The 25029-nt window shown below is 68.5% G+C and carries 27 protein-coding genes and 1 tRNA gene; 8 read left to right on the plus strand and 20 right to left on the minus strand.

Annotated elements, in window-relative coordinates:
- The 12 genes from AD72_RS36360 to AD72_RS05860 all read right to left on the minus strand — a co-directional run.
- Positions 1-513 (minus strand): helix-turn-helix domain-containing protein (locus AD72_RS36360; protein ID WP_031465539.1); only part of this gene is annotated, 513 nt, incomplete at its 3' end.
- Positions 510-995, minus strand: a complete 486-nt coding sequence (locus AD72_RS05815) for an NUDIX domain-containing protein (protein WP_031465359.1) — start codon at positions 993-995, stop codon at positions 510-512. The genes AD72_RS36360 and AD72_RS05815, both read right to left, overlap by 4 nt.
- A 655-nt stretch (positions 996-1650) precedes the next feature.
- Positions 1651-1818, minus strand: a complete 168-nt coding sequence (locus tag AD72_RS36365) for a hypothetical protein (RefSeq protein WP_156365058.1) — start codon at positions 1816-1818, stop codon at positions 1651-1653.
- Between the two features lie 151 nt (positions 1819-1969).
- Positions 1970-3406, minus strand: a complete 1437-nt coding sequence (locus AD72_RS05820; RefSeq protein ID WP_031465360.1) for an MBOAT family O-acyltransferase — start codon at positions 3404-3406, stop codon at positions 1970-1972.
- 72 nt (positions 3407-3478) lie between these two features.
- Entirely contained in the window at positions 3479-4444 is a 966-nt protein-coding gene (rlmB, locus tag AD72_RS05825) for a 23S rRNA (guanosine(2251)-2'-O)-methyltransferase RlmB (RefSeq protein WP_031465361.1), read from the minus strand.
- 4 nt (positions 4445-4448) lie between these two features.
- Positions 4449-5834: a cysteine--tRNA ligase gene (gene cysS / locus AD72_RS05830; protein ID WP_031465362.1), complete on the minus strand. Its 1386-nt coding sequence runs from the start codon at positions 5832-5834 to the stop codon at positions 4449-4451.
- A 34-nt stretch (positions 5835-5868) separates the two neighbouring features.
- Positions 5869-6549 carry an HAD family hydrolase gene (locus AD72_RS05835; protein ID WP_031465363.1) on the minus strand — a complete coding sequence of 227 codons (681 nt, stop codon included), beginning with the start codon at positions 6547-6549 and terminating at the stop codon, positions 5869-5871.
- 188 nt (positions 6550-6737) lie between these two features.
- On the minus strand, positions 6738-8045 hold the full coding sequence (locus AD72_RS05840) for an MFS transporter (protein ID WP_231644739.1): 1308 nt from the start codon (positions 8043-8045) through the stop codon (positions 6738-6740).
- Positions 8042-8434 (minus strand): PPOX class F420-dependent oxidoreductase, encoded by a 393-nt coding sequence (locus tag AD72_RS05845; protein ID WP_031465365.1) that lies wholly within the window; start codon positions 8432-8434, stop codon positions 8042-8044. Before AD72_RS05845 ends, AD72_RS05840 begins: the two co-directional genes overlap by 4 nt.
- 10 nt (positions 8435-8444) lie before the next feature.
- Positions 8445-8924, minus strand: coding sequence for a 2-C-methyl-D-erythritol 2,4-cyclodiphosphate synthase (ispF, locus tag AD72_RS05850; protein ID WP_031465366.1), 480 nt, complete (start codon positions 8922-8924; stop codon positions 8445-8447).
- Positions 8917-9594 carry a 2-C-methyl-D-erythritol 4-phosphate cytidylyltransferase gene (gene ispD, locus AD72_RS05855; protein WP_031465367.1) on the minus strand — a complete coding sequence of 226 codons (678 nt, stop codon included), beginning with the start codon at positions 9592-9594 and terminating at the stop codon, positions 8917-8919. The genes ispF and ispD overlap by 8 nt, the downstream gene beginning before the upstream one ends.
- Complete coding sequence (locus AD72_RS05860) at positions 9591-10079, minus strand: CarD family transcriptional regulator (RefSeq protein ID WP_020496211.1); 489 nt, start codon at positions 10077-10079, stop codon at positions 9591-9593. Before AD72_RS05860 ends, ispD begins: the two co-directional genes overlap by 4 nt.
- Positions 10080-10356: 277 nt before the next feature.
- On the opposite strand from AD72_RS05860, the gene AD72_RS05865 reads away from it, so the two are divergent.
- From AD72_RS05865 to AD72_RS05875, 3 genes are all read left to right on the plus strand, one after another.
- Entirely contained in the window at positions 10357-10977 is a 621-nt protein-coding gene (locus tag AD72_RS05865) for a copper chaperone PCu(A)C domain-containing protein (protein ID WP_197284883.1), read from the plus strand.
- Between the two features lie 71 nt (positions 10978-11048).
- Entirely contained in the window at positions 11049-12440 is a 1392-nt protein-coding gene (radA, locus tag AD72_RS05870; RefSeq protein WP_255357141.1) for a DNA repair protein RadA, read from the plus strand.
- Between the two features lie 15 nt (positions 12441-12455).
- Positions 12456-12686, plus strand: coding sequence for a hypothetical protein (locus tag AD72_RS05875; protein WP_197284884.1), 231 nt, complete (start codon positions 12456-12458; stop codon positions 12684-12686).
- Positions 12687-12728: 42 nt separating this feature from the next.
- Here AD72_RS05875 and otsB read toward each other — a convergent pair whose 3' ends face one another.
- Positions 12729-15266: a trehalose-phosphatase gene (otsB, locus tag AD72_RS05880; protein ID WP_031465371.1), complete on the minus strand. Its 2538-nt coding sequence runs from the start codon at positions 15264-15266 to the stop codon at positions 12729-12731.
- 202 nt (positions 15267-15468) lie between these two features.
- Between otsB and AD72_RS05885 the strand changes: the two genes are divergently transcribed.
- Positions 15469-16617, plus strand: coding sequence for an acyltransferase (locus tag AD72_RS05885; protein WP_055731191.1), 1149 nt, complete (start codon positions 15469-15471; stop codon positions 16615-16617).
- Here the strand turns inward: AD72_RS05885 and AD72_RS05890 are convergent.
- Together AD72_RS05890 and AD72_RS05895 are read right to left on the minus strand one after the other, a co-directional pair.
- Complete coding sequence (locus AD72_RS05890) at positions 16614-18074, minus strand: alpha,alpha-trehalose-phosphate synthase (UDP-forming) (RefSeq protein ID WP_051898019.1); 1461 nt, start codon at positions 18072-18074, stop codon at positions 16614-16616. The two genes, AD72_RS05885 and AD72_RS05890, sit on opposite strands and share 4 nt — an antisense overlap.
- Before the next feature lie 47 nt (positions 18075-18121).
- Complete coding sequence (locus AD72_RS05895; RefSeq protein ID WP_037345021.1) at positions 18122-19897, minus strand: threonine/serine exporter family protein; 1776 nt, start codon at positions 19895-19897, stop codon at positions 18122-18124.
- Between the two features lie 131 nt (positions 19898-20028).
- Here AD72_RS05895 and AD72_RS05900 point away from each other — a divergent pair.
- The 3 genes from AD72_RS05900 (at position 20029) to AD72_RS05910 (ending at position 21208) form a co-directional block, all read left to right on the plus strand.
- Positions 20029-20104 (plus strand) — tRNA-Thr (locus tag AD72_RS05900).
- Positions 20105-20146: 42 nt separating this feature from the next.
- Positions 20147-20761 carry a hypothetical protein gene (locus tag AD72_RS05905; protein WP_031465375.1) on the plus strand — a complete coding sequence of 205 codons (615 nt, stop codon included), beginning with the start codon at positions 20147-20149 and terminating at the stop codon, positions 20759-20761.
- 198 nt (positions 20762-20959) lie between these two features.
- The gene (locus AD72_RS05910) at positions 20960-21208 is read left to right on the plus strand and encodes a ribosomal protein L7/L12 (RefSeq protein WP_051898021.1); all 249 of its coding nucleotides are present in this window, start codon (positions 20960-20962) and stop codon (positions 21206-21208) included.
- A 66-nt stretch (positions 21209-21274) separates the two neighbouring features.
- Here the strand turns inward: AD72_RS05910 and AD72_RS05915 are convergent, their stop codons facing one another.
- The gene (locus AD72_RS05915; protein WP_156365060.1) at positions 21275-22213 is read right to left on the minus strand and encodes a hypothetical protein; all 939 of its coding nucleotides are present in this window, start codon (positions 22211-22213) and stop codon (positions 21275-21277) included.
- A 51-nt stretch (positions 22214-22264) separates the two neighbouring features.
- Between AD72_RS05915 and AD72_RS05920 the strand changes: the two genes are divergently transcribed.
- Positions 22265-22759: a MarR family winged helix-turn-helix transcriptional regulator gene (locus tag AD72_RS05920; protein WP_051898024.1), complete on the plus strand. Its 495-nt coding sequence runs from the start codon at positions 22265-22267 to the stop codon at positions 22757-22759.
- 25 nt (positions 22760-22784) lie between these two features.
- Here the strand turns inward: AD72_RS05920 and AD72_RS05925 are convergent, their stop codons facing one another.
- From AD72_RS05925 to AD72_RS05940, 4 genes are all read right to left on the minus strand, one after another.
- On the minus strand, positions 22785-23276 hold the full coding sequence (locus AD72_RS05925; RefSeq protein ID WP_031465379.1) for a DinB family protein: 492 nt from the start codon (positions 23274-23276) through the stop codon (positions 22785-22787).
- A 317-nt stretch (positions 23277-23593) separates the two neighbouring features.
- Positions 23594-23848 (minus strand): TetR/AcrR family transcriptional regulator, encoded by a 255-nt coding sequence (locus AD72_RS37100; RefSeq protein WP_255357143.1) that lies wholly within the window; start codon positions 23846-23848, stop codon positions 23594-23596.
- 72 nt (positions 23849-23920) lie between these two features.
- A complete protein-coding gene (gene arr, locus AD72_RS05935) occupies positions 23921-24340 on the minus strand; it encodes an NAD(+)--rifampin ADP-ribosyltransferase (RefSeq protein WP_031465380.1) in 420 nt (139 codons plus the stop codon).
- Between the two features lie 83 nt (positions 24341-24423).
- A complete protein-coding gene (locus AD72_RS05940; RefSeq protein WP_031465381.1) occupies positions 24424-25017 on the minus strand; it encodes a TetR/AcrR family transcriptional regulator in 594 nt (197 codons plus the stop codon).
- Between the last annotated feature and the right edge of the window lie 12 nt (positions 25018-25029).

The following is a 25029-nucleotide window of genomic DNA, read 5'->3' on the forward strand; positions in this document are numbered from 1 at the left end:
GCGGCCGGCCGTTCCCGCCGCGAGCCGGTATGTCGTCGAGAGGAGTCGCTGAGCCTCCGCATGCTGGTCGCCGACGTGAGCGTGCACCGCGCGGCGCGCGTCCGATAGCAGCGAGGGCAGCGCCTGGAGCAGCAGTCCATGGTCCCCGGCAATGTAGGCACGCCACGCGCCATGCGTGGTGTCGGCGAGTTCAGCGAGTTCGGGCAGCCCTTCCGGGGCGGTGGATTCGACCAGACCAGGGATGTCAGCGGTGGTGGTGATTGCCTCTCGCAGGCGGACTATCTGCTCGTCACCATCGTCTGTGGCGTGCTCGGAAACGCCTGTCAGCACGTCAGGGGCGACTCCGAGAGCGGATGCAAGTTTCGCCAGGGTTGCCGGGCGCGCGGCTTGGCGGCGGCCCTGTTCAATGCGGGCAACGGTGCCAGGATCGATGCGAGCGGCCTCGGCCAGTTGTTCCTGGGTGAGGTCACGTGCCTTACGTACTCGCGCGACATTGTCCCCGAGCCGACTCATCGCACTCGCTTTCCCTGTTCGCACAAGGCAAGTCCGCCGTGAGTGAGCACCTCCAAGGCGACCTTGATTCGTCCGGCCAGTTCAGGCTTGGTGTGTTCGGCGATCTCATCGCATTCATAGAGCCCGACTGCCTGGATTTCCGGACTCGTGAGTTGTAACGCGTCAACCTCGCCGGAGCTGATCGTTCCGGCGTCGAAAATCCACGCCAATCCCTCGGGGAGTCGTCCGTCGTCAGGGGTGTAGTCGATCACCATCGGTGTGGCGAAAGCCCGGGTCAGGCCAAGTTCCTCGTGTACCTCGCGGGTCACCGTTCGCCATGGTGGCTCGTCCGCTTCAACGGCTCCACCGGGCAAGTCGAGATGCGCCTTGTACGTCGTCGTAACCAGCAGTACCCGTCCTTGATCGTCATGGAAGAGAGCAGCCGCGCTATTGCGCTTGCGGTTCAATTGAGCCACATAGTCATCGAACGGAAGCAGGTCCACTCGGGCAGTGTACGTCCCCGGTCCGGTGGTTCTGCCAGGCCGAATTGGCCCAGAACGCAGCATGCCGGTATCGGAGTAGGGCCCCGTCGTCCGTTCACCTGCGCCAGTCGTTCCAGCAGCCTCGTGTTACGCGCTCCCCGCGCGAGTTTCGCCCGGTGTCGGTGAACCCCGACCCCGGCACCGGGCGAATTCCATTCGGTGTGGAAGGGGTCTCGGAGATGGCTCGAACAAGCACGCACACGTGCGGTGACTGTTCCGGTAAGGGATGCGCTCGCTGCAACTACACGGGAACGATCACGATCGTGGACGAGTGATGTCACGACCGGATGAGTGGCGCTTGGCTCGGATGCCAAGTGATGGCCCTGAGGTGATGCGTTCCTCGGATGGTACCGAGATCTTGCGCTACATGTTCGCCCACTTCGTGTTCACCTGGCCAAGGGGCGCATCGCGGGTCACGATCGAGCACGGCAGATTGAGCGGCAAAGGGAACTGGCGTATGCCGAGGGACTGGTCGTTCACCATCGAAGAGTCGTGGTCTCGTGAAGCGTTGGCTATCGCAGGTCGGCGGTGGTACGCCGAGCACGTCGCCCGTGTACGAGGATGGAGGTCCGGTCCCGGGCGAGGGCGGTGAGTATCGGCGGGTCGGCGTTGCGCTTCAGTAGTTGGCGAGATCCTGGGTGATCGGCCCCGAGTCCGGGACCCGAAACGACCACCATCCGCGTTCCGAAACCTCGACCTGCGCGATCTTCGCCATGCGCTCGCCCGAGTCCTCGACGGTGAATCCTCGATACCGTTCGTCCGCCTCTGCGACATACTGCTGCACGCGTTCTTTGAATTTGTCCGGAGTCTCATCTATTGCTTTTTGCAGGAAATCGCGGGTAAGCAATGCGCCTGCGAGATCGTGTTCGGTCCGGACGGTTCGGTCGGTGTAGGGGAGCGCCCGGTCATCGGTGAAGGCTTTCCGTTGCGCCGCCTCAGAACTGGTAGTAGAGGAACGGGCTGAAGGTTCCCGAGGCGATCAGGATGAACGAGTAGGCGAGCCCCGCGGTCATGATGCCGACGCGCGCGGTGTTCGCGACCACGCTGCGCCCGGATTCCAGGAATATCCCGGTGATCGGCTGTTTGGGCAGGAAGAAGACGGCTAGCGCGAGGATGCCGATGGTGAGCCGCTGGTTGGTGAGGGCGGCGCCGACGATTCCGGTGAGCCCTTCGGTATCGGGCGCGAACAGGTGCCCGATCATGACGAACGCGGAACCGATGTCGTGGGATTTGAAGATGACCCAGCCGATGACGACCAGCAGCAGGGTCAGCACTCGGCGCAGGAGGTAGGGCACCGGGTTGGCCCCGCGCACTTCCTGCCAGCCGCCGATGCGCTCGATGATGAGCAGCAGTCCGTGGAACAGGCCCCACACCAGGAAGGTCCAGTTGGCGCCGTGCCAGAACCCGGTGAGCACGAAGACGATGGCGAGGTTGCGGTAGGTGCGGGCTTTGCCGTGCCGGTTGCCGCCGAGCGGGATGTAGACGTAATCGCGGAACCAGCGGGAAAGCGACATGTGCCAGCGGCGCCAGAATTCGGTGATCGTGGTGGAGGAGTAGGGCCGCGCGAAGTTCTCCGGCAGCCGCAGGCCGAGCATCCGGCCGAGTCCGATGGCCATATCGGAGTAACCGGAGAAGTCGAAGTAGAGCTGGATGGTGTAACCGATCGCGCCGAGCCAGGCGATCGCGAAGGTCATGTTGCCCGGCGGGGTGTCGAAGCACTTGTCCACGAAGGGGCCGATGGAGTCGGCGACGATGACCTTCTTGCACAGACCGAAGGCGAACCGGGGGAATCCGGCCGCGATGTCGTCGAGGCGGTGGGTACGCCGCTGCGGCAACTGGTCGGCGATCTCCCGGTAGCGCACGATCGGCCCGGCGATCAGCTGCGGGAACATCGCGATGTACATGGCGAAGGAGACCGGATTGCGCAGGGCCCTGCGCTCGCCACGGTAGATGTCGACGATGTAGGAGATGTGGTGGAAGGTGTAGAAGGAGATCCCGATCGGCAGCGCGATGTGCGCGATCGGGAAGTCCCCGCCGAACAGCTTGGCGAGATTGGCGAACTGCTGCGTGGCGAATCCGGCGTACTTCCAGATCGCCAGCACGCCGATGTTCACCGTGATCGTGGCGGCGAGCAGCACGTGCCGGTTGTCTCTGCCGAACGGCTCGTTGCGCGGTTCGAGCAGCCTGCCCGCGAAGTAGTTCACCACCATGCAGGCCAGTAGCAGCAGCACGGTTGAGCCCGCCCCGCTGGTGTAGAAGAACAGGCTCGCGATCGCGATGATGCCGTTGCGCCAGCTGCGCGGTAGCACGAGCACCGCGATCAGCACCGCGGGCAGGAAATACCACAGGAAGAGCGGACTGGAGAAATACATCGGTACGAGGCTCCCTGTGGTGCTTATGGCCCCGTAGACTCTAACCCGGTCCGCAGTGCTGCGGGTGTGGAACTACACACGTCCCGCCATGCGGCGCAGCCTGGCCACTTCGGCGAGCAGCACGGCCCCCGCGACCGAGGCGTTGAGCGATTCGACTCCGGCGGCCATGGGGATCGAGACCCGGGTGTCACAGGTTTCCCGGACCAGCCGGGAAAGCCCGCGCCCCTCGGAACCGACCACCACGACCAGCGGATCGGCGGCCAGGTGCAGCCCGTCGATATCGGTGTCCCCGTCCGCGTCCAGCCCGGCGATCATCAGGCCTTCCTTGGCCCACTCCTTGAGCTGGCGGGTCAGGTTGGTGGCCTTGGCGATCCGGATCCGCGCGGCCGCGCCCGCGCTGGTGCGCCAGGCCACCGCCGTCATGGACGCCGAGCGCCGCTGCGGCAGCAGCACCCCGTGCGCACCGAACGCGGCCGCGGAGCGCACCACGGCGCCCAGGTTGCGTGGATCGGTGACCCCGTCCAGCGCGACGAGCAGCGGCGGTTCCCCGGAATCGACCGCGGCCTGCAGCAGATCGTCGGGATGCGCGTAGTCGTACGGCGGGACCTGGAGCGCGAGGCCCTGGTGCAGTGCGCCGCCGGTGAGCCGGTCCAGCTCGGCGCGGCTCACCTCGAGCACGGAAATGCCGTGGTCGCCCGCGATCCGCACGGATTCGTTGACCCGGTCGTCGATGTCCACACCCTGGGCGACGTACAGCGCGCTCGCCGGGGTCTGCGCGCGCAGGCACTCCACGACCGGGTTGCGCCCGGCCACGAGTTCCGGTGCGGATTCGGCGGACTTGCGCCGCTTACGGTCGGCCTCGGCGGCGTTCGCGGCCGCTTTCGCCTTGCGGGCTGCCGGATGCCCGACGCGGTCCTTCGCCTTGGGAGTCGGCCCTTTGCCTTCGAGCCCCTTGCGTCGCTGACCGCCGCTGCCGACGACCGCGCCCTTCTTGGTACCGGGTTTACGCGTCGCCTTGCGCGGTGAATTGCCTGGCATGTATTCAGTCCTTAAATGTCCACTGTGGACCGTCGGGGGTGTCCTCCACGGCGATGCCCGCGTCGGTGAGCTGGTCGCGCACCAGGTCGGCGGTGGCGAAATCCCGTTCGGAGCGGGCTTTCGCGCGCCGTTCGAGCAGGCCCTCGACGAGAGTGCCGAGTGCGGAATGGGCCGCCTGCTCCGCCCCGCGCTCGGCCCACTGTTCGTCGAAGGGGTCGAGGCCGAGCACATCGAGCATGGCGCGCACCGATCCGGCGGCCGTGCGTGCTCCCGCGTCGTCGCCGGATTCGAGTGCGGCATTGCCTTCGCGGGTCACCGAGTGCGCGACCCCGATCGCCTTCGGGGTGCCCAGATCGTCGTCCATGGCCGCGATGAACTCGCCGGGAAGCTCGCCGAGGGCCACCGAGCCGATCCGGCCGGCCGCCCGGCGCAGGAAGGACTCCAGCCTGCGGTACCCGGAGACCGCGTCCTCCAGCGCCTCGGGGGAGTACTCGATGGTGGAACGGTAGTGCGCGGAGATCAGGTAGTAGCGCAGTTCCTGCGGGCGGGTGCGCTCGAGCATCGCCGGGATCGAGACCACGTTCCCGAGCGATTTCGACATCTTCTCGCCGGAGAGGGTCACCCAGGCGTTGTGCATCCAGTACCGGGCGAAACCGTCCCCGGCCGCGCGGGACTGGGCCAGCTCGTTCTCATGATGCGGGAAGATCAGGTCGACCCCGCCGCCGTGGATGTCGAAGGTCTCGCCGAGGTAGACCGTCGCCATGGCCGAGCATTCGAGATGCCAGCCGGGCCTGCCCGGTCCCCACGGGGTCGGCCAGGACGGCTCACCCGGTTTGCTCGCTTTCCACAGGGTGAAATCGCGCGGGTCCGACTTGCCTGCCGCCGCGCTCTCGCCCTGCTGCATCTCCTCGAGTCGCTGCCCGGAAAGCGTGCCGTACTCCGGGAAGGCCTCGACGGAGAAGTACACGTCGCCACCGGAGGGATAGGCGCAGCCCGCGTCGATGAGCCGCTGCATCAGCTCGACCATCTGCGTGATGTGCCCGGTCGCGCGCGGGGCGAGCGAGGCGGGGAGGCAGCCGAGCGCGGCATAGGACTCCTCGAAGGCGCGCTCGTGCGTGGCCGCCCACTCCCACCAGGGTCGCCCGGCCTCCGCCGCGCGGTTGAGGATCTTGTCGTCGATATCGGTGACATTGCGGACGAGCAGCACATCCGCGCCGTCGCGGGCCAGCCAGCGGCGCAGTACGTCGTAGTTCAGCGCGCCGCGTACGTGGCCGATGTGCGGTGCGCCCTGCGGGGTCGGCCCACAGACATAGATCGACGTCCGGTCCTCGCGCGCGGGGACGAATTCCCGCAGTGCCCTTGCTCCGGTGTCGTATATGTGCAGCGTCACGCCACGATGGTACGGGCTAGGGGTGCCCGCCCCGTTACCTGCCCAGTTCTTCGCGCACGATGCGTAACAGGGCGTCCGGGCGTTGCGCGGTCGGCAGCGGTTCCACCTTCGCGAACCGGGCACCGAGTGTCCTTGCGCCGCCGTCCGCCGCCTCCGAATCGCCGATCATCAGCGCGTTCTCCGGGGCAACGCCGAGCTTGCCGGTGGCGATGCGGAAGATCTCCTCGTCCGGCTTCTCCACGCCGTGCTCGAAGGAGAGCACATAGGCATCGATGAACCGGTCCACTCCTGCGAGCTCGAAGCAGGAACGGATGTCCCAGGCGATGTTGCTGACCACGGCGACCGGGATGCCGTGCTCGTGCAGCAGCGCCAGCGCCTCGGCGGTGTCCGGGTAGGGGTGCCAGTTCGCGTCCTGCAGCATGCCCTCGTACAGGTGCACGGCCTCGTCCGGGGTGAGCCCGGACCACTCCAGGATGGCCACATTGGCCCTGCGGTGCGCGGCCGGGTCCAGGTCGCGGCGGCGCCAGTCGTCGAGCTCGGACTCGGTGAGTTCCTTGGGTTCACCGACCGGTGCGGTGAGCTTACGGAGCAGTTCCACCTTGCGGTCGGTGTCCATGGCCGCGGCGTGCTCACCGAGCATGGCCGTCAGCGAGTCCTCGGTGTAATCGAGTCGGAAAAGGGTGCCGGAGAAGTCGATGAGCGCAGCTTCGATCACGACTTCGATGATAGAGCACGCCTGAGAGCTCCATGTCCTGCTGCGCGGGGCCAGCGCGGCGCCTCGCGGCGAAGGCGCGCAATCACCGCAGAAACCCGCTGCGGCTCAATCCTCCGCCTTGCCGATCTCGGGCGCGGGTGCCCCGTTGGGCAGCGCCACGCTGACTCCCGCTCGCGACGGACGAGAGCTCACAGACGCGCTTTTGCGTGAGCCCGCTCCTTCGCCGCCTTGCCGACCGGTGGCAGCGCGATCACGCAGACGAGGGAGAGCACCGCGGCACCGGCGACGTAGAGGCCGACGGAGAACCCGCCGTATGCCGCGAACAACAGGGTCGCCAGGTTCGGGGCGAGCGCGCCGCCGAGCACCCCGCCCAGGTTGTAGGCGAAGGAGGAGGCCGAGTACCGGTAGCGCACCGCGAACAGCTCGGGCAGGTAGGCGCCGAGCGGCCCGTAGGTCCAGCCCATCCCGGCCAGCGCGAGCGCCAGCGCCACGCAGATGAGCACCGGGTTGCCGGTGTCGATCAGCGGGAACATGACCAGCCCGACGACCACGGCGTAACCGCAGCCGACGATCAGCACCGAACGGCGGGAGAACCGGTCGCTGGCGATACTCGAACCGATCGTGGCCAGCGCCATCGCCCAGACCGCGATGATCGCGCAGGTCAGCATCGTCTGCTTGGAAAGGTGCAGTTCGCTGGTGCCGTAGGAGATGCAGAAGGTGGTCGCGGTGTAGAAGAGCACGTAGCAGACCACGATCGCCCCGGAACCGCCGAGCAGCCGCCACGGTGCCCTGCGCGCCATCTCCACCAGCGGCATCCGCGCACGGTCCCCGGAGTCCAGCACCTTCGAGAACTCCGGGGTCTCGGCGATCCGCAGCCGCACGAACAGGCCGACCAGCACCAGCAGGGCGGAGGCGAGGAACGGAACCCGCCAGCCCCAGGCGTTGAAGGTGGACTCGTCCATGGTCGCGGACAGCAGCAGGAATCCGCCGCTGGCGAAGAAGAACCCGATGGAGGGCCCGAGCTGCGGGTACATGCCGTACCAGCCGCGTTTGCCCTTCGGGGCGTGCTCGGCGGCGAGCAGTGCCGCGCCGCCCCATTCCCCGCCGAGGCCGATGCCCTGGGCGAAGCGGAGCACCACGAGCAGGATCGGCGCGGCGATGCCGATCGTGGCGTAGCCGGGGATCAGCCCGATCGCGACAGTGGAGATCCCCATCGTCAGCAGCGAGGCGATCAGCATGGATTTCCGCCCGATGCGGTCCCCGAAATGGCCGAAGAAAAGCGAGCCGAGTGGGCGGGCGATGAACGCGACCGCGAATGTGGAGAACGCGGCGAGCTGGCCGACCGTCGCGCCGAGATTCGGGAAGAATTGTTTGTTGATCACCAGCGCGGAGGCGGTCGCGTACAGATAGAAGTCGTAGAACTCGATCGCGGTGCCGATGAAACTCGCGACCGCGATCCGGCCCATTCGCGGCGGTGCCGCGCTCGTTTCCGTCATGCCGCGTAACCGGTGACCTTTTCCGGGGTGAGCCGGACGACGACGCGCACCGTCCCTTCCGGCTCGGCGCGGAAATCCTTGCCGTGGTAGGCATTCGAGAGCTTGTCGATGAGCGCGCGGCCGTTCTCCTCTGTGATGCGCACTGTCCCGCGCAATTCCGCGTACTTGTACGGGTCCTCGCGGTCGAAAATGGAAACGCTGACCCGCGGGTCGCGTTCCATATTGCGGGTTTTCCGGCGGCCCCTCGTGGTGGAGAAAAGCAGATCATCGCCATCGCGTTCGCACCAGACGACCGAGGTCTGCGGGCTTCCATCCGGATTCACGGTCGCCACCGTCGCATAATTCCTGCCGTCGATGATCGCGCGCACGGCCTCGTTGAGAATCGCCATGGGCGTGATGCTATCCCAGCACGATCGCGGAAGCGACGGCCGCGATGCCCTCACCCCGTCCGGTGAGTCCGAGACCGTCGGTCGTCGTCCCACTCACTGAGACCGGGGCGCCGAGCGCGCTGCCGAGCGCCTCCTGTGCCTCCGCGCGCCGGGTGCCGACCCGCGGGTGGTTGCCGATCACCTGCACCGTGGCGTTGCCGATCCGAAATCCTTGCGCGCGAACGTATTCGGCCGCCTCGGTGAGAAATTCCACGCCGCGCGCACCGTGCCTGCGCGGGTCGTCGGTGCCGAACAGACCGCCGATATCGCCGAGCCCGGCCGCGGACAGCACCGCGTCCACGATCGCGTGCGCGGCGACGTCTCCGTCCGAATGGCCCGCGCAGCCGTCCTCGCCCGGCCAGTACAGCCCGGCTATCCAGCACTCCCTGCCCTGCTCGACGCGGTGCACATCGGTACCGATTCCGGTGCGCGGCAACAGTTCCTCAGGCATCGGGCGCTTTCCTGGTGGCGAGCACGGACTCCGCGATCGCGAGGTCGAACGGGGTGGTGATCTTCAGGGCGTGTGGATGGCCCGCAACGGTGTGCACGGTGACCCCCATGCGTTCCACCAGGCCCGCATCGTCGGTGAGCGCCCCGCCGTCGTGCTCGTAGGCCGCACGCAACACCTCGGCGGCGAAACCCTGTGGGGTCTGCACCGCGCGCAGGTCCGATCGGTCCACGGTCGCGCTGACCCGGCCATCCTGTTCGACCCGTTTCACCGTATCGGTGACCGGGAGGACGGGAATGACGGCGCGGGCTCCGGCGCGCAACCGGTCCACGACCGCGGTGATGACCGAGGCGGGAGTGAACGCGCGGGCGGCGTCGTGCACGAGCACCCGTTCCGCGTCACCGGCCGCTTCCAGGGCGAGCCGGACCGAATCGGTACGGTCCGCGCCACCCCGGAGTACCTGGACCCGGGAGCTGCCGACGAGCTCGGTCATCGCGCGCAGATGGTCCGGTGGAGCAGCGACGACGACCCGGTCGATCTGACCCGAAGCGAGTAACCCGCGCACCGCCCTGGACAGCATCGGTACCCGGGCGACGGGCACCAGCGCCTTGGGCATCCCGGCGCCGAGTCTTTCCCCCCGGCCGGCCGCCGGGACCAGCGCTACGGTGCTCACACCGCTGTCGCGAGCACCTCGTCGAGCAGGACCTCGGCCTTGCCCTCGTCCGTGCCCTCGGCGAGCGCGAGCTCTCCGACGAGGATCTGCCGCGCCTTCGCGAGCATGCGCTTCTCACCAGCGGAAAGGCCGCGGTTCTGCTCGCGCCGCCACAGGTCGCGGACGACCTCGGCGATCTTGTTGACATCTCCGGAGGCGAGCTTTTCCCCGTTGCCCTTGAACCGCCGTGACCAGTTCGTCGGTTCCTCGGAATGCGGTGCCCGAAGCACCTCGAAAACGTGGTTGAGGCCGTCCTGCCCAACGACGTCCCGGACGCCGACCACCTCGGCATTGTCCGCTGGAACGCGTACGGTGAGATCTCCTTGGGCGACCTTGAGCACCAGGTACTGCTTCTCTTCGCCCTTGATGACCCTAGTCTCAATTGCTTCGATGAGCGCGGCACCGTGATGCGGGTAGACGACAGTCTCTCCGACCTTGAAAACCATGTGTCCTCTGCCCCTTTCGCTGCTTCCATATTAACACGCTTCTCAGGCGACCGGAACTGGGTCCGGCTTCGTCCTTGCAGGTCAAGGGGTTGACAAATCGCGGATTCGTGTGCTTGACAGGGGCCTCGCCGGTGGATCGAGGTCCACTGTGGACACCGTGGAGCGGGCCCGGGAGGTGCCCGTGCGCGCACGCCGGAACGAGCCGGTTACCCTTGCGGCGTCGGTGGTTCCGGGTGACCGGGGCCAGAGCGACGGATCAGGAAGGCTGCTGCCAGGAATGAGTGGGGTCTCAGTGCGTATGCGCTCGGTGGGCAAGGCGCGGATGACGGTGGCCGTCGCCGCGGTCGGCATCGGACTCGTGCTCGGTGGTTGTGGTTCGGGTCAGATCACCCAGACCGACACCCAAGCCGCCGCGGTGAACGGGGCGATGGACGAGATCGGCAAGGTGGCGATCCGGGACGCGCAGCTGGCCTACCCCAGCGGCGGCAACCAGGCCGCGTACAAGCAGGGCTCCGACGCCAGGCTGGTGCTGACCATCGTGAACAACGCGGGCCAGGACGACAAGCTGGTGAACGTCTCGAGCCCGCTGTTCAGCGGCTCGCGGATCGACGGCAGCAAGGAGCTGCCCGCACGGACCGCGCTGCGCTCCGGTGTTGACCCGGACGATCAGAAGGCCCCGGCATCGAGCGCCTCGAACGCGCCGAGCGCGAGCAATGCCCCGAGTGCGGCGAACGCGCCCGCGCAGCCGGGCAAGGTCAGCATTGACCTGACCGGTCTGAACAAGCCCGCGCTGCGGCCCGGGGTTACGGTCCCGGTGCGGTTCCAGTTCGCGAAGGCGGGCAGCGGGACGGTGCAGGTGCCGATCGGCGCGCCGTACGACAACCAGGCGAACGGCTGAACTGAGCCGAGACCGGTTCCCGGCGCGGATGTGACCGGGGAACTGTCGGTACCGGGCGATACGGTCCCGGTGTGGCGAAGAACGGCAAGGTAGCGCGCGCGGCATACCGGTGCGCCGAGTGCGGCATGGAAGTCCCGAAATGGGTCGGCCGATGCCCGGAATGTCAGGCTTGGGGCACGATCGAGGAGCGCGGTGTCGCCGCCCCGGTCACCAAGATCGCCGCGGGCGCCCCGAGCTCACCCGCACGGTCGATCACCGCGATCGCCGCGAGCGAGACCGCGGTGACCAAGACCGGGATCGAGGAACTCGACCGGGTGCTCGGCGGCGGGATCGTGCCCGGGGCGGTCGTGCTGCTCGCCGGGGAGCCGGGGGTCGGCAAGTCCACCCTGCTGCTCGAAGTGGTGCATCAGTGGGCGCGGGGCAACGGCACCGCCCTCTACGTGACCGGGGAGGAATCGGCGGGCCAGGTCCGGCTGCGCGCCGAACGCACCGGGGCGCTGCACGACCGGATGTATCTGGCCGCCGAGAGCGAACTCTCCGCGGTGCTCGGGCACGTGGACACGGTCGCGCCCTCGCTGTTGATCCTCGACTCGGTGCAGACCGTGGCCTCCGCCGAGGTGGACGGGGTGCCCGGCGGGGTGACCCAGGTGCGCGCGGTGACCGCGGCCCTCGTCGCGCTAGCCAAGGAACGCGGGCTGCCCGTAGTGCTCGTCGGCCACGTCACCAAGGAGGGCTCGATCGCCGGGCCGCGAGTGCTGGAGCACCTGGTGGACGCGGTCCTGCAGTTCGAGGGGGACCGGCATTCCACGCTGCGGCTGCTGCGCGGGGTGAAGAACCGGTTCGGCGCGGCCGACGAGGTGGGATGTTTCGAACTGGTCGCCGGGGGCATCGACGGGGTCGCGGACCCCTCCGGGCTGTTCGTCTCCCGGCACACGGAGGCGGCCCCCGGTACCGCGGTGACCGTTGTGGTGGAAGGAAAGCGGCCGATGCTCGCCGAGGTGCAGGCGCTCGTCGCGCCGAGCACGCTGGCTAATCCGCGGCGCGCGTGCAGCGGCCTGGATTCCGCGCGGGTGGCCATGGTGCTCGCGGTGACCGAGAAACGGTGCGGTGTGCAGCTCGGGAGCTCGGATGTGTACACCGCGACGGTCGGCGGGATGAAGGTGCGCGAACCGGCGGCGGACCTGGCCGTGGCACTCGCGATCGCCAGCGCGGCAAAGGATATCGAGCTGCCCGCCGATCTCGTCGCGCTCGGCGAGGTCGGCCTCGTCGGTGAGGTGCGCCGGGTCCCGGACATCTCCCGGCGGCTCGCCGAGGCCGTCCGGCTCGGTTTCACGAAGGCACTCGTGCCACCGGACTGCGGGGAGATCCCGGCGGGCATCAAGGCGCTGCCGGTCTCCTCGATGGGCGAGGTGATGGACGTGGTGCGGCGGGTCAGCGCCAAGGCGGCGGCGAAGCGGAAGTGATGCGTGATGACGGAGATGCTGCCCTTCGGCCGCCTCGACGAACACCTGCCGCGCGACTGGTCCGCGTTCGGCGAGGTGGATGTGCTGGTCGATCGTGGAGCCATCGGGGAAGACGGCCTGTCCGCGTACCGGCTTGGTCCAAGAGGATACGAGCTCGTGAGTGAGTACACCGGCGATTCGGCGATCCGCATCGATGGCATCGCCACGGTCCCGGTCGATCTCGACGCGCTCGCTGAACGCAGCTGAACCCGGTGGGTGAGCAGGAAACCTCACCCACCGGGCCATGGCTCAGTCGCGCGCGGCGTCCAGCAGCTGGGTGCAGCGGATCAGCCCGATGTGCGAGTACGCCTGCGGGTGGTTCCCCAGGGAGCGCTCCGCGATCGGGTCGTACTCCTCGGGGAGCAGACCGGTCGGCCCGGCGCAGTCCACGATCTGCTCGAACAGTTCCTCGGCCTCGGTGCGCCTGCCGGTGAGCAGGTAGGACTCCACCATCCATGCGGCGCACAGGTGGAATCCGCCCTCGTCGCCGGGCAGTCCGTCATCGCGGCGGTACCGGTAGACCGTGGAGCCGGAACGCAGCTCGGCCTCGGTGGCGGTCACGGTGGAGGCGAACCGCTCGTCCTTCGGGTCGATCAGCCCGGTGAGCCCGACGAACAGGGTCGCCGCGTCCAGGTCGACACCGTCATAGGCGGTGGTGAAGGCTTCCTTCTCCGCGTTCCAGCCGTTCTCGATGACATCGAGGGCGATCTCGGCGCGCAGATCCACCCAGGACGGGTCCACCTCGCGGTCGTAACGCTCGGCGAGCTTGAGCGCCCGGTCGATGGTCACCCAGCACATCACCTTGGAGTAGACGTGGTGCCGTGGGCGCGCCCGCTCCTCCCAGATGCCGTGATCGGGCTCGTCCCAGCGGGTCGCGACGGCCTCGGTCATGGCGTGCACCATCTGCCAGTCGTCGTCGGTGAGCTTGCCGCGCGCCTCGGAGAGCGCGGCGACCAGTTCCACCACCGGACCGAACACGTCGAGCTGCACCTGCTGGTTGGCGAGGTTGCCGACCCGGACCGGGCGGGAACCGGCGTACCCGGGAAGCGTGTCGATGACCGCCTCGGCGCCAAGGGTGCTCCCGTTGAGCGCGTACAGCGGGTGCAGCCGTTCCGGTCCGGGCACCGTGGCCAGGACCCCGTGCAGCCAGGAAAGGAACCGTTCGGCCTCTTCGGTCGAACCGAGGGAGACCAGCGCGCTCGCGGTCATCGAGCCGTCCCGGATCCAGCAGTAGCGGTAGTCCCAGTTGCGCACTCCGCCGATGTCCTCGGGAAGCGAACTCGTCGCCGCGGCCATGATGCCGCCGGTGTCGGCGACGCACAGTCCGCGCAGGGTCAGCGCGGAACGGGCGGCGAGGTCGGTCTCCACCGAGGGCAGGTTCAGTCCGGCGAGCCATTCGCTGTCGTAGGCGTTCGACCGGGCCCGCCGCTCGGCCTCGGGCAGCTCGTGCTCGCCGAGCTCGGTGGTTCCGCAGCGCAGCTCGAACACGATCGGCCGGTTCTCCCGCGGTTCGATGACCGCGCGGGCCGATTCGTGTGCCCCGTCCGAGGTGATCTCGAACCGCACCCCGGGCGCGCGCAGCACGATCGGATCGGAGGTGCCGAGCACGGCCAGCCCTTCGGGGTGCTGCTCGAGCCGCACCGGTACCCCGCCGAACTCCGGCCGGGGGACGAACTCGACGATCGCCCTGGTGGATCCGCTGACCACCCGGACCAGGTCGGTGCGGTGCTGGCCGGTGTTGTGGTCGAGGTAGTCCGTGACGAGCAGCCGGGACCAGCGGGTCTCGGTGGTCATGGTGCCCGGCAGGTAGCGCTGGCCCAGCGGAAGGCCCTCGTGTTCCGGGCGCACCGTGAAGTGCCCTGCCGAGGATCCGCCGAGCAGGTCGGCGAACACCGCGGGGGAGTCCGGGTCCGGGTGGCACATCCAGCAGACCCGCGCGTCCGGGGTGAGCAGCGCGACCGAGCGCTCGTTGGCGAGCATGGTCAGCCGCTCGATCGCGGGCGCGCGCCCGCCGAACAGCCAGTTCTGCCGTTCCTCGAGGATGAACGCGAGGGTGGTGGACACGGCCGCGGTGTCCGGGAGCCGGTACTCGGCGCGGCTGTCGCCCTCGCCGACCTTGATCCCGAGGTCCGGCCCGGAAAGGCGGGCGAAGGCCTTCTCATCGGTGACGTCGTCGCCGATGAAGATCGCGGCCGTCGCGCCGATCCTGCGGCGCAGCACGTCGAGCGCGCGGCCCTTGTCGGTCTGCACCACGGCGAGCTCGATCACCGCCTTGCCCTCGGTGACCTGGACACCCTCCCAGGTGGCCTGGTCGGAGCGGACCGCGGTGAGCACCTGCTCGGCGACCTGTTCGCTCGCCCGCCGCACGTGCACCGCGACGCTCGCGGGCTTGGTCTCCAGCTGCACGCCCGCGTATCCGGCGGTGAGCTCGGTGAGCGAGCGGTGCAGGCGCGCGTGCAGTTCGCGGGCGTCGTCGTCGAGTGCGTGCACGAAACCGACGTCGAACTCCGAGCCGTGCGAGCCGACGAGGTGCACCTCGCTCGGTAGCCGGGAGAGTGTGGCCAGATCGCGCAGCGCCCGCCCGGAGATCACCGCGGTCGTCGTCTCGTGCAGGTCGGCGAGCGCACGCAGCGCGCCGACGGATTCGGATGAGGGCCGCGCGTGTTCGGGATTTTCCACGATCGGCGCGAGTGTGCCGTCGTAATCGCAGGCGATCAGCAGGCGCGGGGTCCGCGCGATGGTCATGATCGCGCTGCGCAATTCGGCAGGCAGTGTCTCAGCAGTCATTGATCTTCGGGGTCTGCGTCTCGGGGTAGGGGATGATTTCGGGGTTGGTGCGCCCCAGCGTAGGGCAGCCGGAGTCCCCGGCCGCACCGGCCGCCATGTACCCGCGCGCCGGGGTACTCCCGGGAAAGGAGTACCTTGTCCGAGTCCGTTTCGTCCTTGTCATGGGACGCTCTCCGCTCACCCAGGAATCACAGGGGAGGACATGTCCACGCCCGAGACGGCGCAGGCCGCATCGAGCGCGCGCCCGCGCGCCCGGATGTACAACATCGACCTGCTGCGCGTGCTGACCTTCACCTGCGTGGTCTTCGTGCACTCCTACGGGGCGATGAATCCGCCGGATGCCCCCGATATGGGCGCGGTCTCGCTGCTGATGCACTTCACGCGGTACTCCTTCGTGTTCATCACCGCGTTCGTGCTCTTCCACGGCTACTACCGCAAGGACACCAAGGCGAGCACCTTCTACCGGCGCCGGTTCGGCGCGATCGTGCTGCCGTACGTGGTGTGGACGCTGATCTACACGGTGCTGACGTTCACCACCATCGAGACCCCGGAATCGGTGTGGGGTGGCCTGTGGACGACCATTTGCAACCTGCTCCAGGGCACCGGCTGGTTCCACCTGTACTTCCTGCTCGTCTCCATGCAGATGTACCTGCTGTTCCCGGTGCTGCGCTGGCTGGTGCGGCGGACGGCGGGGCACCACGGCAAGCTGCTGCTCGCCGCCGCCGTCGTGCAGGTCGGCGTCATGCTGCTGTTCAGCTATGTGCCCGCGCCCCCCGGGGTGATCGGTACGCAGCTGTGGGCCATGCAGGCCTCGATCCTGCCGAGCTACGCGCTGTTCTGCATCCTGGGCGCGTTGTTCGCGGTGCACGCCGAGCGGATCCGGGAATTCCTCACCGCGCACTACTGGCTGTTCGGTGCCGCGTTCGTGGTCGGCCTCGCCGGATCGCTGACCGCGTTCTTCCTCCGGGTGAACGAGGGGGTTACCCCGGACCTCGCGGCGAACCCGGTACATCCGGATGTGCTGCCCTGGGCGCTCGGTTCGATCCTCGGCCTCTACGCCTTCTGCATCTGGTGGGCGGCCCGCCGCAAACCGGGCACCCTGCTCGCCCGGATCGTGGACTGGGGCTCGATCCGCGCCTTCGGCGTCTACGCGGTGCATCCCTTCATGGTCAACCTGCAGTGGGCCCCGCTGCACGAACAGTGGGCGAACTTCTTCGGAAACCGCATCCTCGGTGGTGCGGTCATGTTCCTGAGCACGCTGCTGCTCTCGGTGATCGCCGTGGAGCTGATGCTGCGCACCCCGTTCGCGAAGGCGCTGGTGGCTCGTTCGCCGCTGCGCAGGACCGGTTAACCGTCCCCGCCGAGCGCGGTGAGGAACGAGCGCGCCCAGCGGTCCACGTCATGGGTGAGCACCTGCCTGCGCAGCGCGCGCATCCGCCGCCGCCCATCCGTCGGGTCCAGTTCGAGCGCGGTGCGCAGGGCGTTCTTCACCCCGTCCAGATCGTGCGGGTTCACCAGGAAGGCACTGGTCAGTTCGGCGGCCGCGCCGGTGAACTCGGAGAGCACCAGCGCGCCGCCGAGATCGTGGCGGCAGGCGACGTACTCCTTGCACACCAGGTTCATCCCGTCCCGCATCGGGGTGACCACCATGACGTCGGCCGCGGAGAAGAAGGCGGCCAGTTCCTCGCGGTCCACCGACTGGTGCAGGTAGTGCACCACGGGGTGCCCGACCCTGGCGAACTCCCCGTTCATCCGGCCGACCTGCTGCTCGATGTCCGCGCGCATCCGGACGTAGTGCTCCACGCGTTCGCGTGAGGGCGTGGCCAGCTGCACCATCACCACATCGGCCGGATCGACGGTGCCCTCGTCGATCATCTCGTGCAGTGCGTGCAGCCGTACGTCGATGCCCTTGGTGTAGTCCAGCCGGTCGACCCCGAGCAGCACCTTCTTCGGTTTGCCCAGGTCGTCGCGGAGCTGGGCGGCCCGCTTGCGCACCCGCTCGGTCTTGGCGAGCGCGTCGAGGCCACCCGCGTCGATGGAGATCGGGAACGCGCCGACCCGTACCGTGCGGTCGCCCATCTGCACCGCGCCCGGCCGGTTGCGCACCCCGACCGCGGTCCGCGTCGGCTCGAGACCGACCAGCTGGCGGGCCAGCCACAGGAAATTGCGCGCCCCGCCGGGCAGATGGAACCCGACCAGATCGGCGCCGAGCAGCCCGCGCACGATCTCGGTACGCCAGGGCAGCTGCATGAACAGCTCGACCGGGGGAAACGGGATGTGCAGGAAGAAGCCGATCCGCAGGTCCGGGCGCAGTTCGCGGAGCAGTTGCGGGACCAGCTGCAGCTGATAGTCCTGCACCCACACCGTCGCGCCGGTGCTCGCGATCTCGGCGACGTGTTCGGCGAACCGTCTGTTCACCCGGACATAGGCGTCCCACCAGCTCCGGTCGAACACCGGGCGCACCACGACATCGTGATAGAGCGGCCAGAGGGTGGCGTTGGAGAAGCCCTCGTAGTAGTCGCGGTACTCGTCGGCGCTGAGCGTGACCGGATAGAGCAGCAGCCCGTCCTCGGTGAACGGGTCCACCTCGACATCCGAAACCCCTGGCCAGCCGACCCAGGCGCCGTGCTGATTGCGCAGGAACGGAGCCAGCGCGCTCACCAGTCCGCCCGGGCTGTGCTTCCACCGCTGCGAACCGTCCGGTAACCGTTCCAGGTCCACGGGAAGGCGGTTGGCGACGACGATGAATTCGGCTTTCCCAGGTGCGGCGGCCACAGTGAGGTTCCTCCTTGGGCTTTCCCCCAACATTAACCATTCACCATCGTGGTGTGTAGTTACGACAAGTGACGGTCAGCTCACTTCGGCCGCCTGAGCCGGGCAGCCGAATGGGGACTGAGGAACTGCCGCTGCCAGCGTCCGAGCCGCCTGCGCACCGGGTGCGCCAGGAACTGGCCGAGCACCACCCCGGCACCCAGCGCGAGCGCGATCGTGACCGCGACCACGAGGTTCACCCCGCCCTCCAGGATGTGCTGCGGGTTCTTGCTGCTGTTCACCAGCCCGTACAGCGCCCGGTAGGTGGAGAAACCGGGGAGCAGCGGGGTGAGACCGGCGACCGCCACGATCACCGGGGGGATCCGCAGCCGCCTGGTGAGCAGCCCGCCAGCGAAGCCGATCACCACCGCCGCGGCCGCCGAGGCGATGATCGGGCTCGACGCGGTGGCCAGCAGTGCACCGTAGGCCGCGCCGCCGAGCGCCCCCGCGGCCGCCGAGACCAGCAGCGTGCGGGTCCGCGCATAGCTGGCCAGCGCGTAGAACGCCGCGGCGGCAGCGCCCGCGAGCATCAGCAACGGGACCTGCTGCACCGAGGTCGTCTTCGGCGGGTCCATCTCCCCCTGGGTGATACCGACGACCGTGGCGATCTTGACCGCGATCACCACGCCCGCGATCAGCCCGGCCGAGATCAGCGCGATCTCGATCGTCCGTCCGGCCGCCGTCACGTAGTAGCCGGTCACCGCGTCCTGCACGGTCTGCACCACCGAGAGCCCGGACAACAGCACGGTGATCGCGGCACCGATGACCAGCGAGGAGTCGTTGTCGCCGAACAGCGTCGGGCCGAAGTGCACCACCACGAGCGCGATGAACGTGGCGAGCAGGCCGCCCACCAGTTGCTGGAAGAAGCTCGGCAGCGCCCGCCTGTTCAGGAATCGCCCCAGCCGGTCGATCACCGCGGAGATCACCGCGGTCACCACCGCCACCATCGGGGTTCCGTTGATCAGGATCGCGATCGAGGCCGCCATGCCCGCCCAGGCGAGGGTGGCCACCCAGCGCGGATACGGATGTCGTGCCTTGGTGATCCGTTCCAGTTCCGTGGACGCCTCGTACGGCCGGAACTTCCCGTTGCCGTTGATGATCCGCTGCAGCAGCTGATCCGTCGCCTCCAGGCGGGTGTAATCACTGCCCCGCGCGCGCACCAGGCGTACCGCCGTGATCGGGTTCACATCCGAACCGCGGTGCACCGAGACCGTGATCGACGAGAAGATCACGTCCACCTCGCAGTGCGGCAGGCCGTAGGCCTCCGTCACCGAGTAGATCGCCTCGGTCGTGTCCGCCGCGCCCGCGCCGCAGGCCATTTTCACCTCGCCGATGCGCAGCGCCAGATCCAGCACCAGCTGCACCTGTGACTCACCGGGAAGCTCCGGACCGTAGGTCGCGTTGTCCGCGATCGGGGTCGCCGGGCGCAGCCCCGAATCGGTGCCCTGGCGCGCCCTGCGCAGGCCCGGAACCCTGCGGTGCGGGCGCTCCTGCTTCGGCCGCTCCGGTTTCGGCCGGGACTGCTGCCGACCGGGCGGTGTCACCCGCTCCGTCGAGGCCTGCGAGCCCGGCGGTTCCGGTACCGGAGTGTTCGATGCCGGGGCGTTGGCCGCCGCAGTGTTCGACGGCGCGGTGTTCGAAGCCGGATAGCGCGAGGCCGGTGTGTTCGACGCCGGATCGTCCGATACCGGCGTGAAGAACTTCGTCCGCGACTGCGAACGTTCCCGTTCCCGGGCGGCCGCCGCGCGATGCTCATCCGTCACCGCGTGCTCGGCGAGCGGATCACGCTCCGGCTTCCCCCGGTCCGTTGGCGGCACCACATACCTCACAATCACTGTCGCCCCTGGTCTCCCCGTAATCGTGCACGGCGGGCGTACCGCACGTCCACCGCACCACACCAGGACCACACCCACCGGCTACGATGAGCCTGGCCGCCGGTCACGGTGGCCACGCCGGCCTAGCTCAATCGGCAGAGCACCTGTCTTGTAAACAGGAGGTTAGGGGTTCGATTCCCCTGGCCGGCTCCACGATCGGCGCCTGCGTCGCGGTATGGGGAGGAATCGGGAACCGTGCGGGGCACCGAGGTCGTCCCGGAAAAGGTCACGACCGATCTGAAGGCCCGCCCACTGCGGGTACGCATCGAGGACGCCACGTTCATCGTGGACGCCTGGGGCGGTGAGCATGCCGAGGTACCGCTCGCCTCGATCGCAGAGGTGCTCACCTACGACGTGGAGCGGATCAATCCCAAGGGCCCCAATCCGCGCTGGTCGGGGATCCTGCTGCGGGACGAGGGAGGGCGGGTGATCCTCCGCGTCACCGGACGGTGGTCGGTGCACGAGGTGCAGGGGTTGTTCGCGGACCACCGGTTCTTGCGGTGCCGGGCCCTGTTCGGGATCGACTCGGGTGAGCTCCGTGAGATTCGGCGGATGAACCGCGGTAAGAATCGCGCACCGGGCTGGCGGAAGCTCCGGATGCGTTCGCGATGGCTCGTTGCCTGGCGGGCCGCCGTCATCCTCGGCGGGTTCACCGCGACGGTGCTGCTCGTCGTCTACGGTCAGGTCCTGTTCGGGGAGGACGGGGGAATCGTGCCCGGTCTCCTGCTCGGCGTCCTGCTCTGGTTCCTCGCCGGGGTCAGCCTGCCGAAGTGGATCCGGGCCGGTTATCAGCGCCGCCGCTGCCACTGAACGAAACCCGTGCACTGCGCCCGCCCTGCCGCTGGGCGACCTGGCCGCGGATGCCGTCGTCGACCGGAATGTTGATCAGCCGGGCGACGGCCGGACTCGCCGATCGCGCGATCGATGCCCTGATCGCCGAGCTCGCGGCGGACGGCTGAGGGTTCGGCGGGCACCGGGAGCGGTTCGGGGTTGGTCTAATGTCGTCGCATGATGCGTGACGCGCGGCAAGAGGCTCGCATTGTCCGTTTGGAGGCGCAGGTCGCCTACCTCGCCGAGCAGCTGGGGGTCCGACCCGGGGAGCTGGAAGCGCATGCGGCGCCGGATGTTCCCGCCGAGGCTCGCCGCCTGGCCGAGGCCGGTAAGAAGATCAAAGCGATCAAGGTGTACCGCGAGGCGACTGGTGCCTCGCTTGCCGAGGCCAAACGCGCGATCGAGGCGATCAGCCCGTTCCCGTGACGGAGTTCCGAACGCCTGCCCGACCGCGTTGGGTATGTGCGCTGCTGTCGGTGCGCGCCGTTCGGTTCAGGTGTGCCGTTGTCTCGTGCACACGGCCTTGATCGTGACGATTCCGGTGCCGACGAGGGTGAGCAGTCCGAGCAGGGCGAGGGCGGTCGCGGCGATCGGCGCGGTGCCGAAGCGGGTCGGTTCGATGCCGAAGGCGGCCTCGATGACGACCACGGCCGTGCACAGTAGATAACCGGTGCTGCCGAGCATGATGATCCGGGTGCGCCGCGGCGCGCTCCACCCGGTGTGCGTGGTCAGCCAGGCGAGTGCGGGGAGGACGAGGATGCCCTGCATGGCGACGGCGTGCGCGGGAACGAGAACGGTCGCGGCCCAGTAGGCGGCCTCGAGGGAGACGGTGAACATCGTCCGTTCGCCGATCGCGATCATCGCGGCGCCGATCAGCAGTGCGAGGACGAGGCTGAAGAACCCGCACAGCACGGCGATCCTGGTGGCGCGGGTCTCGGCGGGCAGCGGTTTGCGGATGGCGGCGATGGTCAGCGTGAGGATGCTGAGCACGATCACGCCGCCGCCGAAGGCCGCGGCCATGGCGAACACGCTGTCGATCGGGGTCGTGGTGTTGAAGTGTGAGGGGACGCCGCGCCATGCCTGGACGGTGATCGCGAGGACCTCGACGGTGCAGGCGATCGCGAACAGGCCGAGTGATGGCGCACGCGAACGTGCGGACGCGGCGATCCGGGTGCTCGCCGCGGTGACGGCGAACAGGGTCACGCCGAAGGCGAGGCCGAACTCCGCGGGTTTGCGCCAGGAGACCGGTCCGGCCCACGGTCCGCCGAGTACCGCTTGCACGAGCAGGTGCAGCAGTCCGAGCAGGACGAGCACCGCGGCGATCCGGTAGCAGGCCCGTTCGAGTCGCCCCGCGTCCGAGTATCCGGCCGCGAGTTCGGCGAAGAGGGTCCGTGCCGGGCTGTGCACCGGGCCTGCCGCGGTTAGTTCCACGAGATAATCGTTTATCGCGTGTAATGGTTTGTCAAGTGATACTATTTCGCCGTGCGGGCGAACGAGAAGGCGCGGATACCGCGCAGGCATGGCAATGCGTTCCTGCTCACGCAGATCGGGGCGCGGGCCGCGCAGCGCTATGGCGAGCGCATCGGCGGTATCGAGCTGACCCCGGCGCACAGTGGGCTGCTGTTCGCGATCGATCGTGAACCGGGGCTGAGTCAGCAGGCGCTCGCGGCGAAACTGGACACCGCGGCGACCCGTCTCGTCGCGCTGCTCGACGATCTGGAACAGCGCGGCGCGATCGAGCGTCGCCGCAATCCGGAGGACCGGCGGCACAACGCCTTGCACCTCACCGAGGCGGGTGCCGGTCTGCTGGACGAGGTCCGGGCGGTCGCCGCCGCACACGAGCGGGATGTCACCGCGCCCCTGACCGAGGCGGAACGCGCCCAGCTGCACGGTCTGCTCACGCGCATCGCCGATCACCTCGGACTCACCCCGGGCGTGCATCCCGGCTACCGGAACTACGGCGGGGACTGCCCCTAGCCGGTCACGGCCGGGGAGCGCTGGTTCAGCTGTCGCGAGCGGCTTCGATCTGCTCACGCAGGATGTCGCCGTGCCCCGCGTGCCGGGCGAATTCCTCGCTCATGCCGAGCAGGGTAAAGCGCATGCTGATGGTTCCCTCCGCGGGAATGTCCACGGTGTCGTCGAGCTCGAACCGGGCGGCGATCTCCCGCGAGCGGGCGCTTGCCCGTTCGAATTCGGCGATCACCCCGGCCAGGGTCTCGCTGTCGGTGACCGCGAAAGTGCCTTCATCGCGCCTCGAGTAGCCGTCGCATTCGGATTCCCCGAGCCCCGCCCAGAATCGCTGGAACCAGATCCGTTCGGCGGCCGCCGCGTGTTTGAGTACGGAGATCGGTGTCGTCAGGGACGGCACGAGCCGTTGGCGTGCCTCGGCTTCGGAGAGTCCGCGGGCGGTCTCGATCAGGGCCTCGCGGTTGCGATCGAGCAGGTTCTCGATGATCGCGCGTTCGGCGCCGTCGGTGATTCTGTTGATGCTCATGGGTTTTCTCCATTCTCGTGCGCTCATGGGCGCGTTCGGCCGACCGGAATTCGGTCCGGTGCGGGAATTCGAGGGCTGGGACGATGTGTCCGGAAACGGCCGGGAGCTGAACGCGTCACCGACGCCGCATGGTCATGGTGCCGGGTGTTCTCCGTGCCCGTCAAGACGGTTTCGCGGGCGGTGTCCTCGGGACGGAGGAAAGCCGCGATCGCCTCGTCGGCCAGTGCGGCGGATGGCGGCGTGACCTGATCGGTCTGGGTCAGCTGCGACAGTCCGAGGATAGCCGCGTAGGCGACCCTGGCCCGGGATCGTTGCGGTCACCGAGCAGGCTCAGGTGTACCGAAGAGGGTCAGCGGCTGGACGGAGTGCACGACGGCGGTGAGCAGTTCGCGCAACCGCTGTGCGGGGTCGGTGATCGCGGCGAATTCGGCGAGGCCCGCTTCGCCGTGGCCGCGCGCCCATTCGGTGAGCGCCGCGGCGATCAGCTCGTCGCGGTTGCGGTAGTGGGCATAGAAGCTGCCCTTGGTCACGCCGAGCGTCCGGGCCAGCGGTTCGGCCGCGACCGCGGCCAGTTCGCACCGAGCCGTGTTCGATCGTCGGCGTCGCCATCGGCGCGGATCGCCGGGCCTGAGCTCGGCCGCGGTTCAGTCGTTGATCGCCTCCACGCCGAGCCGGTCGAGCTCCGCGAGGTGCGCGCGCGTCGCCTGCAGCACCTCGGGGGAGTGCGGCGCCCAGTCCAGGATCTCCTCGAGCACGCGCAGCGGTTCCCGGCTGCGGTAGGACCGGGTCGGATTGCCCGGGAACTTCGTGTCCGTCAGGTTCGGATCGTCCTCGAAGGAGCCGATCGGTTCCACGCGGTAGATCCGGCCGGGCCCCTCGCCCCTGGCGAGTTCCGCTCCCCAGGTGGCCGCTTCCAGGGTTCCGGTGAAATAGACGAAATTGGCCGTCCTCCGCTCACCGTAATTGGACCGGTAACCGGGGTCCAGCAAGTCGCCTTGGTGCAAATCGGCCTTCGTGCCGTGGTAGAAGGGCCCGGCTTCGGCAGATATCGATCGGCTGGTCATGCGGGGAAGTCTGGGGGATGCCCGGGGTCTTGCCGCAAGCCCCCTGATGCGCTATAGGTTGAAAAGGGCGGGAGCTTCCGGGGTCACTCCGGGCGCAGGGCGTCGATGACGAGATCGAGCAGCCGCCCGGTCTGTCCGGGGGTCTCGTTTCCGGTCGTGGCCAGCAGCGTGCCCAGCAGCAGCATGGTGACGTCCCCGGGCTCGGTATCCGCGCGCAGTGTCCCCGATTCGGCGCCGCTTTCCAGGATCGTGGCGATGGCGGCGGTGATGCGTTCCCGGGTGGCCGGGGTGGCGATCGTCCCGGATTCCCAGCCGGCGCGCAGGGTTTCGGCCATGCCGCGTTTGGTGGCGACGAAGGCGGCATAGCGTTCCATCCACGCGCGTAGCGCCGTTTCCGGTGGGAATCGCCGCAGCAGATCCGGGACGCTGTCGGTCACCTCGTCCAGTTCGGCGGAGTACACGGCCTCCACCAGTGCCTCGCGGGTGGGGAAGTGCCGGTACAGCGTGCCGATGCCGACACCGGCGTCCCGGGCGATGGCCTCGAACGGAACCGTGCCCTCGGCGGCGGCGAAGGCCGCCGTCGCCGCCCGGATGAGCTTGTCCCGGTTGCGCCGCGCATCGGTCCGCGGCGCACGGCGCGGCTTGTTCCCTGCGGAAGCCGAGTCATCGGAACTCAAAAGGGGAGGAAC

This window comes from Sciscionella sediminilitoris (assembly GCF_000737195.2).
In the GTDB taxonomy this organism is placed as follows: domain Bacteria; phylum Actinomycetota; class Actinomycetes; order Mycobacteriales; family Pseudonocardiaceae; genus Sciscionella; species Sciscionella sediminilitoris.

Bases quoted from the DNA above. Each gene is read 5' to 3' on its own strand.
- AD72_RS05910 (WP_051898021.1), top strand. From the start codon at position 20,960: ATGATGCGTGACGCGCGGCAAGAGGCTCGCATTGTCCGTTTGGAGGCG.
- AD72_RS05885 (WP_055731191.1), top strand. From the start codon at position 15,469: ATGTCCACGCCCGAGACGGCGCAGGCCGCATCGAGCGCGCGCCCGCGC.
- AD72_RS05845 (WP_031465365.1), bottom strand. From the start codon at position 8,434: ATGGCGATTCTCAACGAGGCCGTGCGCGCGATCATCGACGGCAGGAAT.
- AD72_RS05925 (WP_031465379.1), bottom strand. From the start codon at position 23,276: ATGAGCATCAACAGAATCACCGACGGCGCCGAACGCGCGATCATCGAG.
- AD72_RS05860 (WP_020496211.1), bottom strand. From the start codon at position 10,079: ATGGTTTTCAAGGTCGGAGAGACTGTCGTCTACCCGCATCACGGTGCC.
- ispF (WP_031465366.1), bottom strand. From the start codon at position 8,924: ATGCCTGAGGAACTGTTGCCGCGCACCGGAATCGGTACCGATGTGCAC.
- AD72_RS05875 (WP_197284884.1), top strand. From the start codon at position 12,456: ATGCTGCCCTTCGGCCGCCTCGACGAACACCTGCCGCGCGACTGGTCC.
- rlmB (WP_031465361.1), bottom strand. From the start codon at position 4,444: ATGCCAGGCAATTCACCGCGCAAGGCGACGCGTAAACCCGGTACCAAG.
- otsB (WP_031465371.1), bottom strand. From the start codon at position 15,266: ATGACTGCTGAGACACTGCCTGCCGAATTGCGCAGCGCGATCATGACC.
- AD72_RS05840 (WP_231644739.1), bottom strand. From the start codon at position 8,045: ATGACGGAAACGAGCGCGGCACCGCCGCGAATGGGCCGGATCGCGGTC.
- AD72_RS05865 (WP_197284883.1), top strand. From the start codon at position 10,357: ATGAGTGGGGTCTCAGTGCGTATGCGCTCGGTGGGCAAGGCGCGGATG.
- AD72_RS05820 (WP_031465360.1), bottom strand. From the start codon at position 3,406: ATGTATTTCTCCAGTCCGCTCTTCCTGTGGTATTTCCTGCCCGCGGTG.
- AD72_RS05890 (WP_051898019.1), bottom strand. From the start codon at position 18,074: ATGTTGGGGGAAAGCCCAAGGAGGAACCTCACTGTGGCCGCCGCACCT.
- arr (WP_031465380.1), bottom strand. From the start codon at position 24,340: ATGACCAGCCGATCGATATCTGCCGAAGCCGGGCCCTTCTACCACGGC.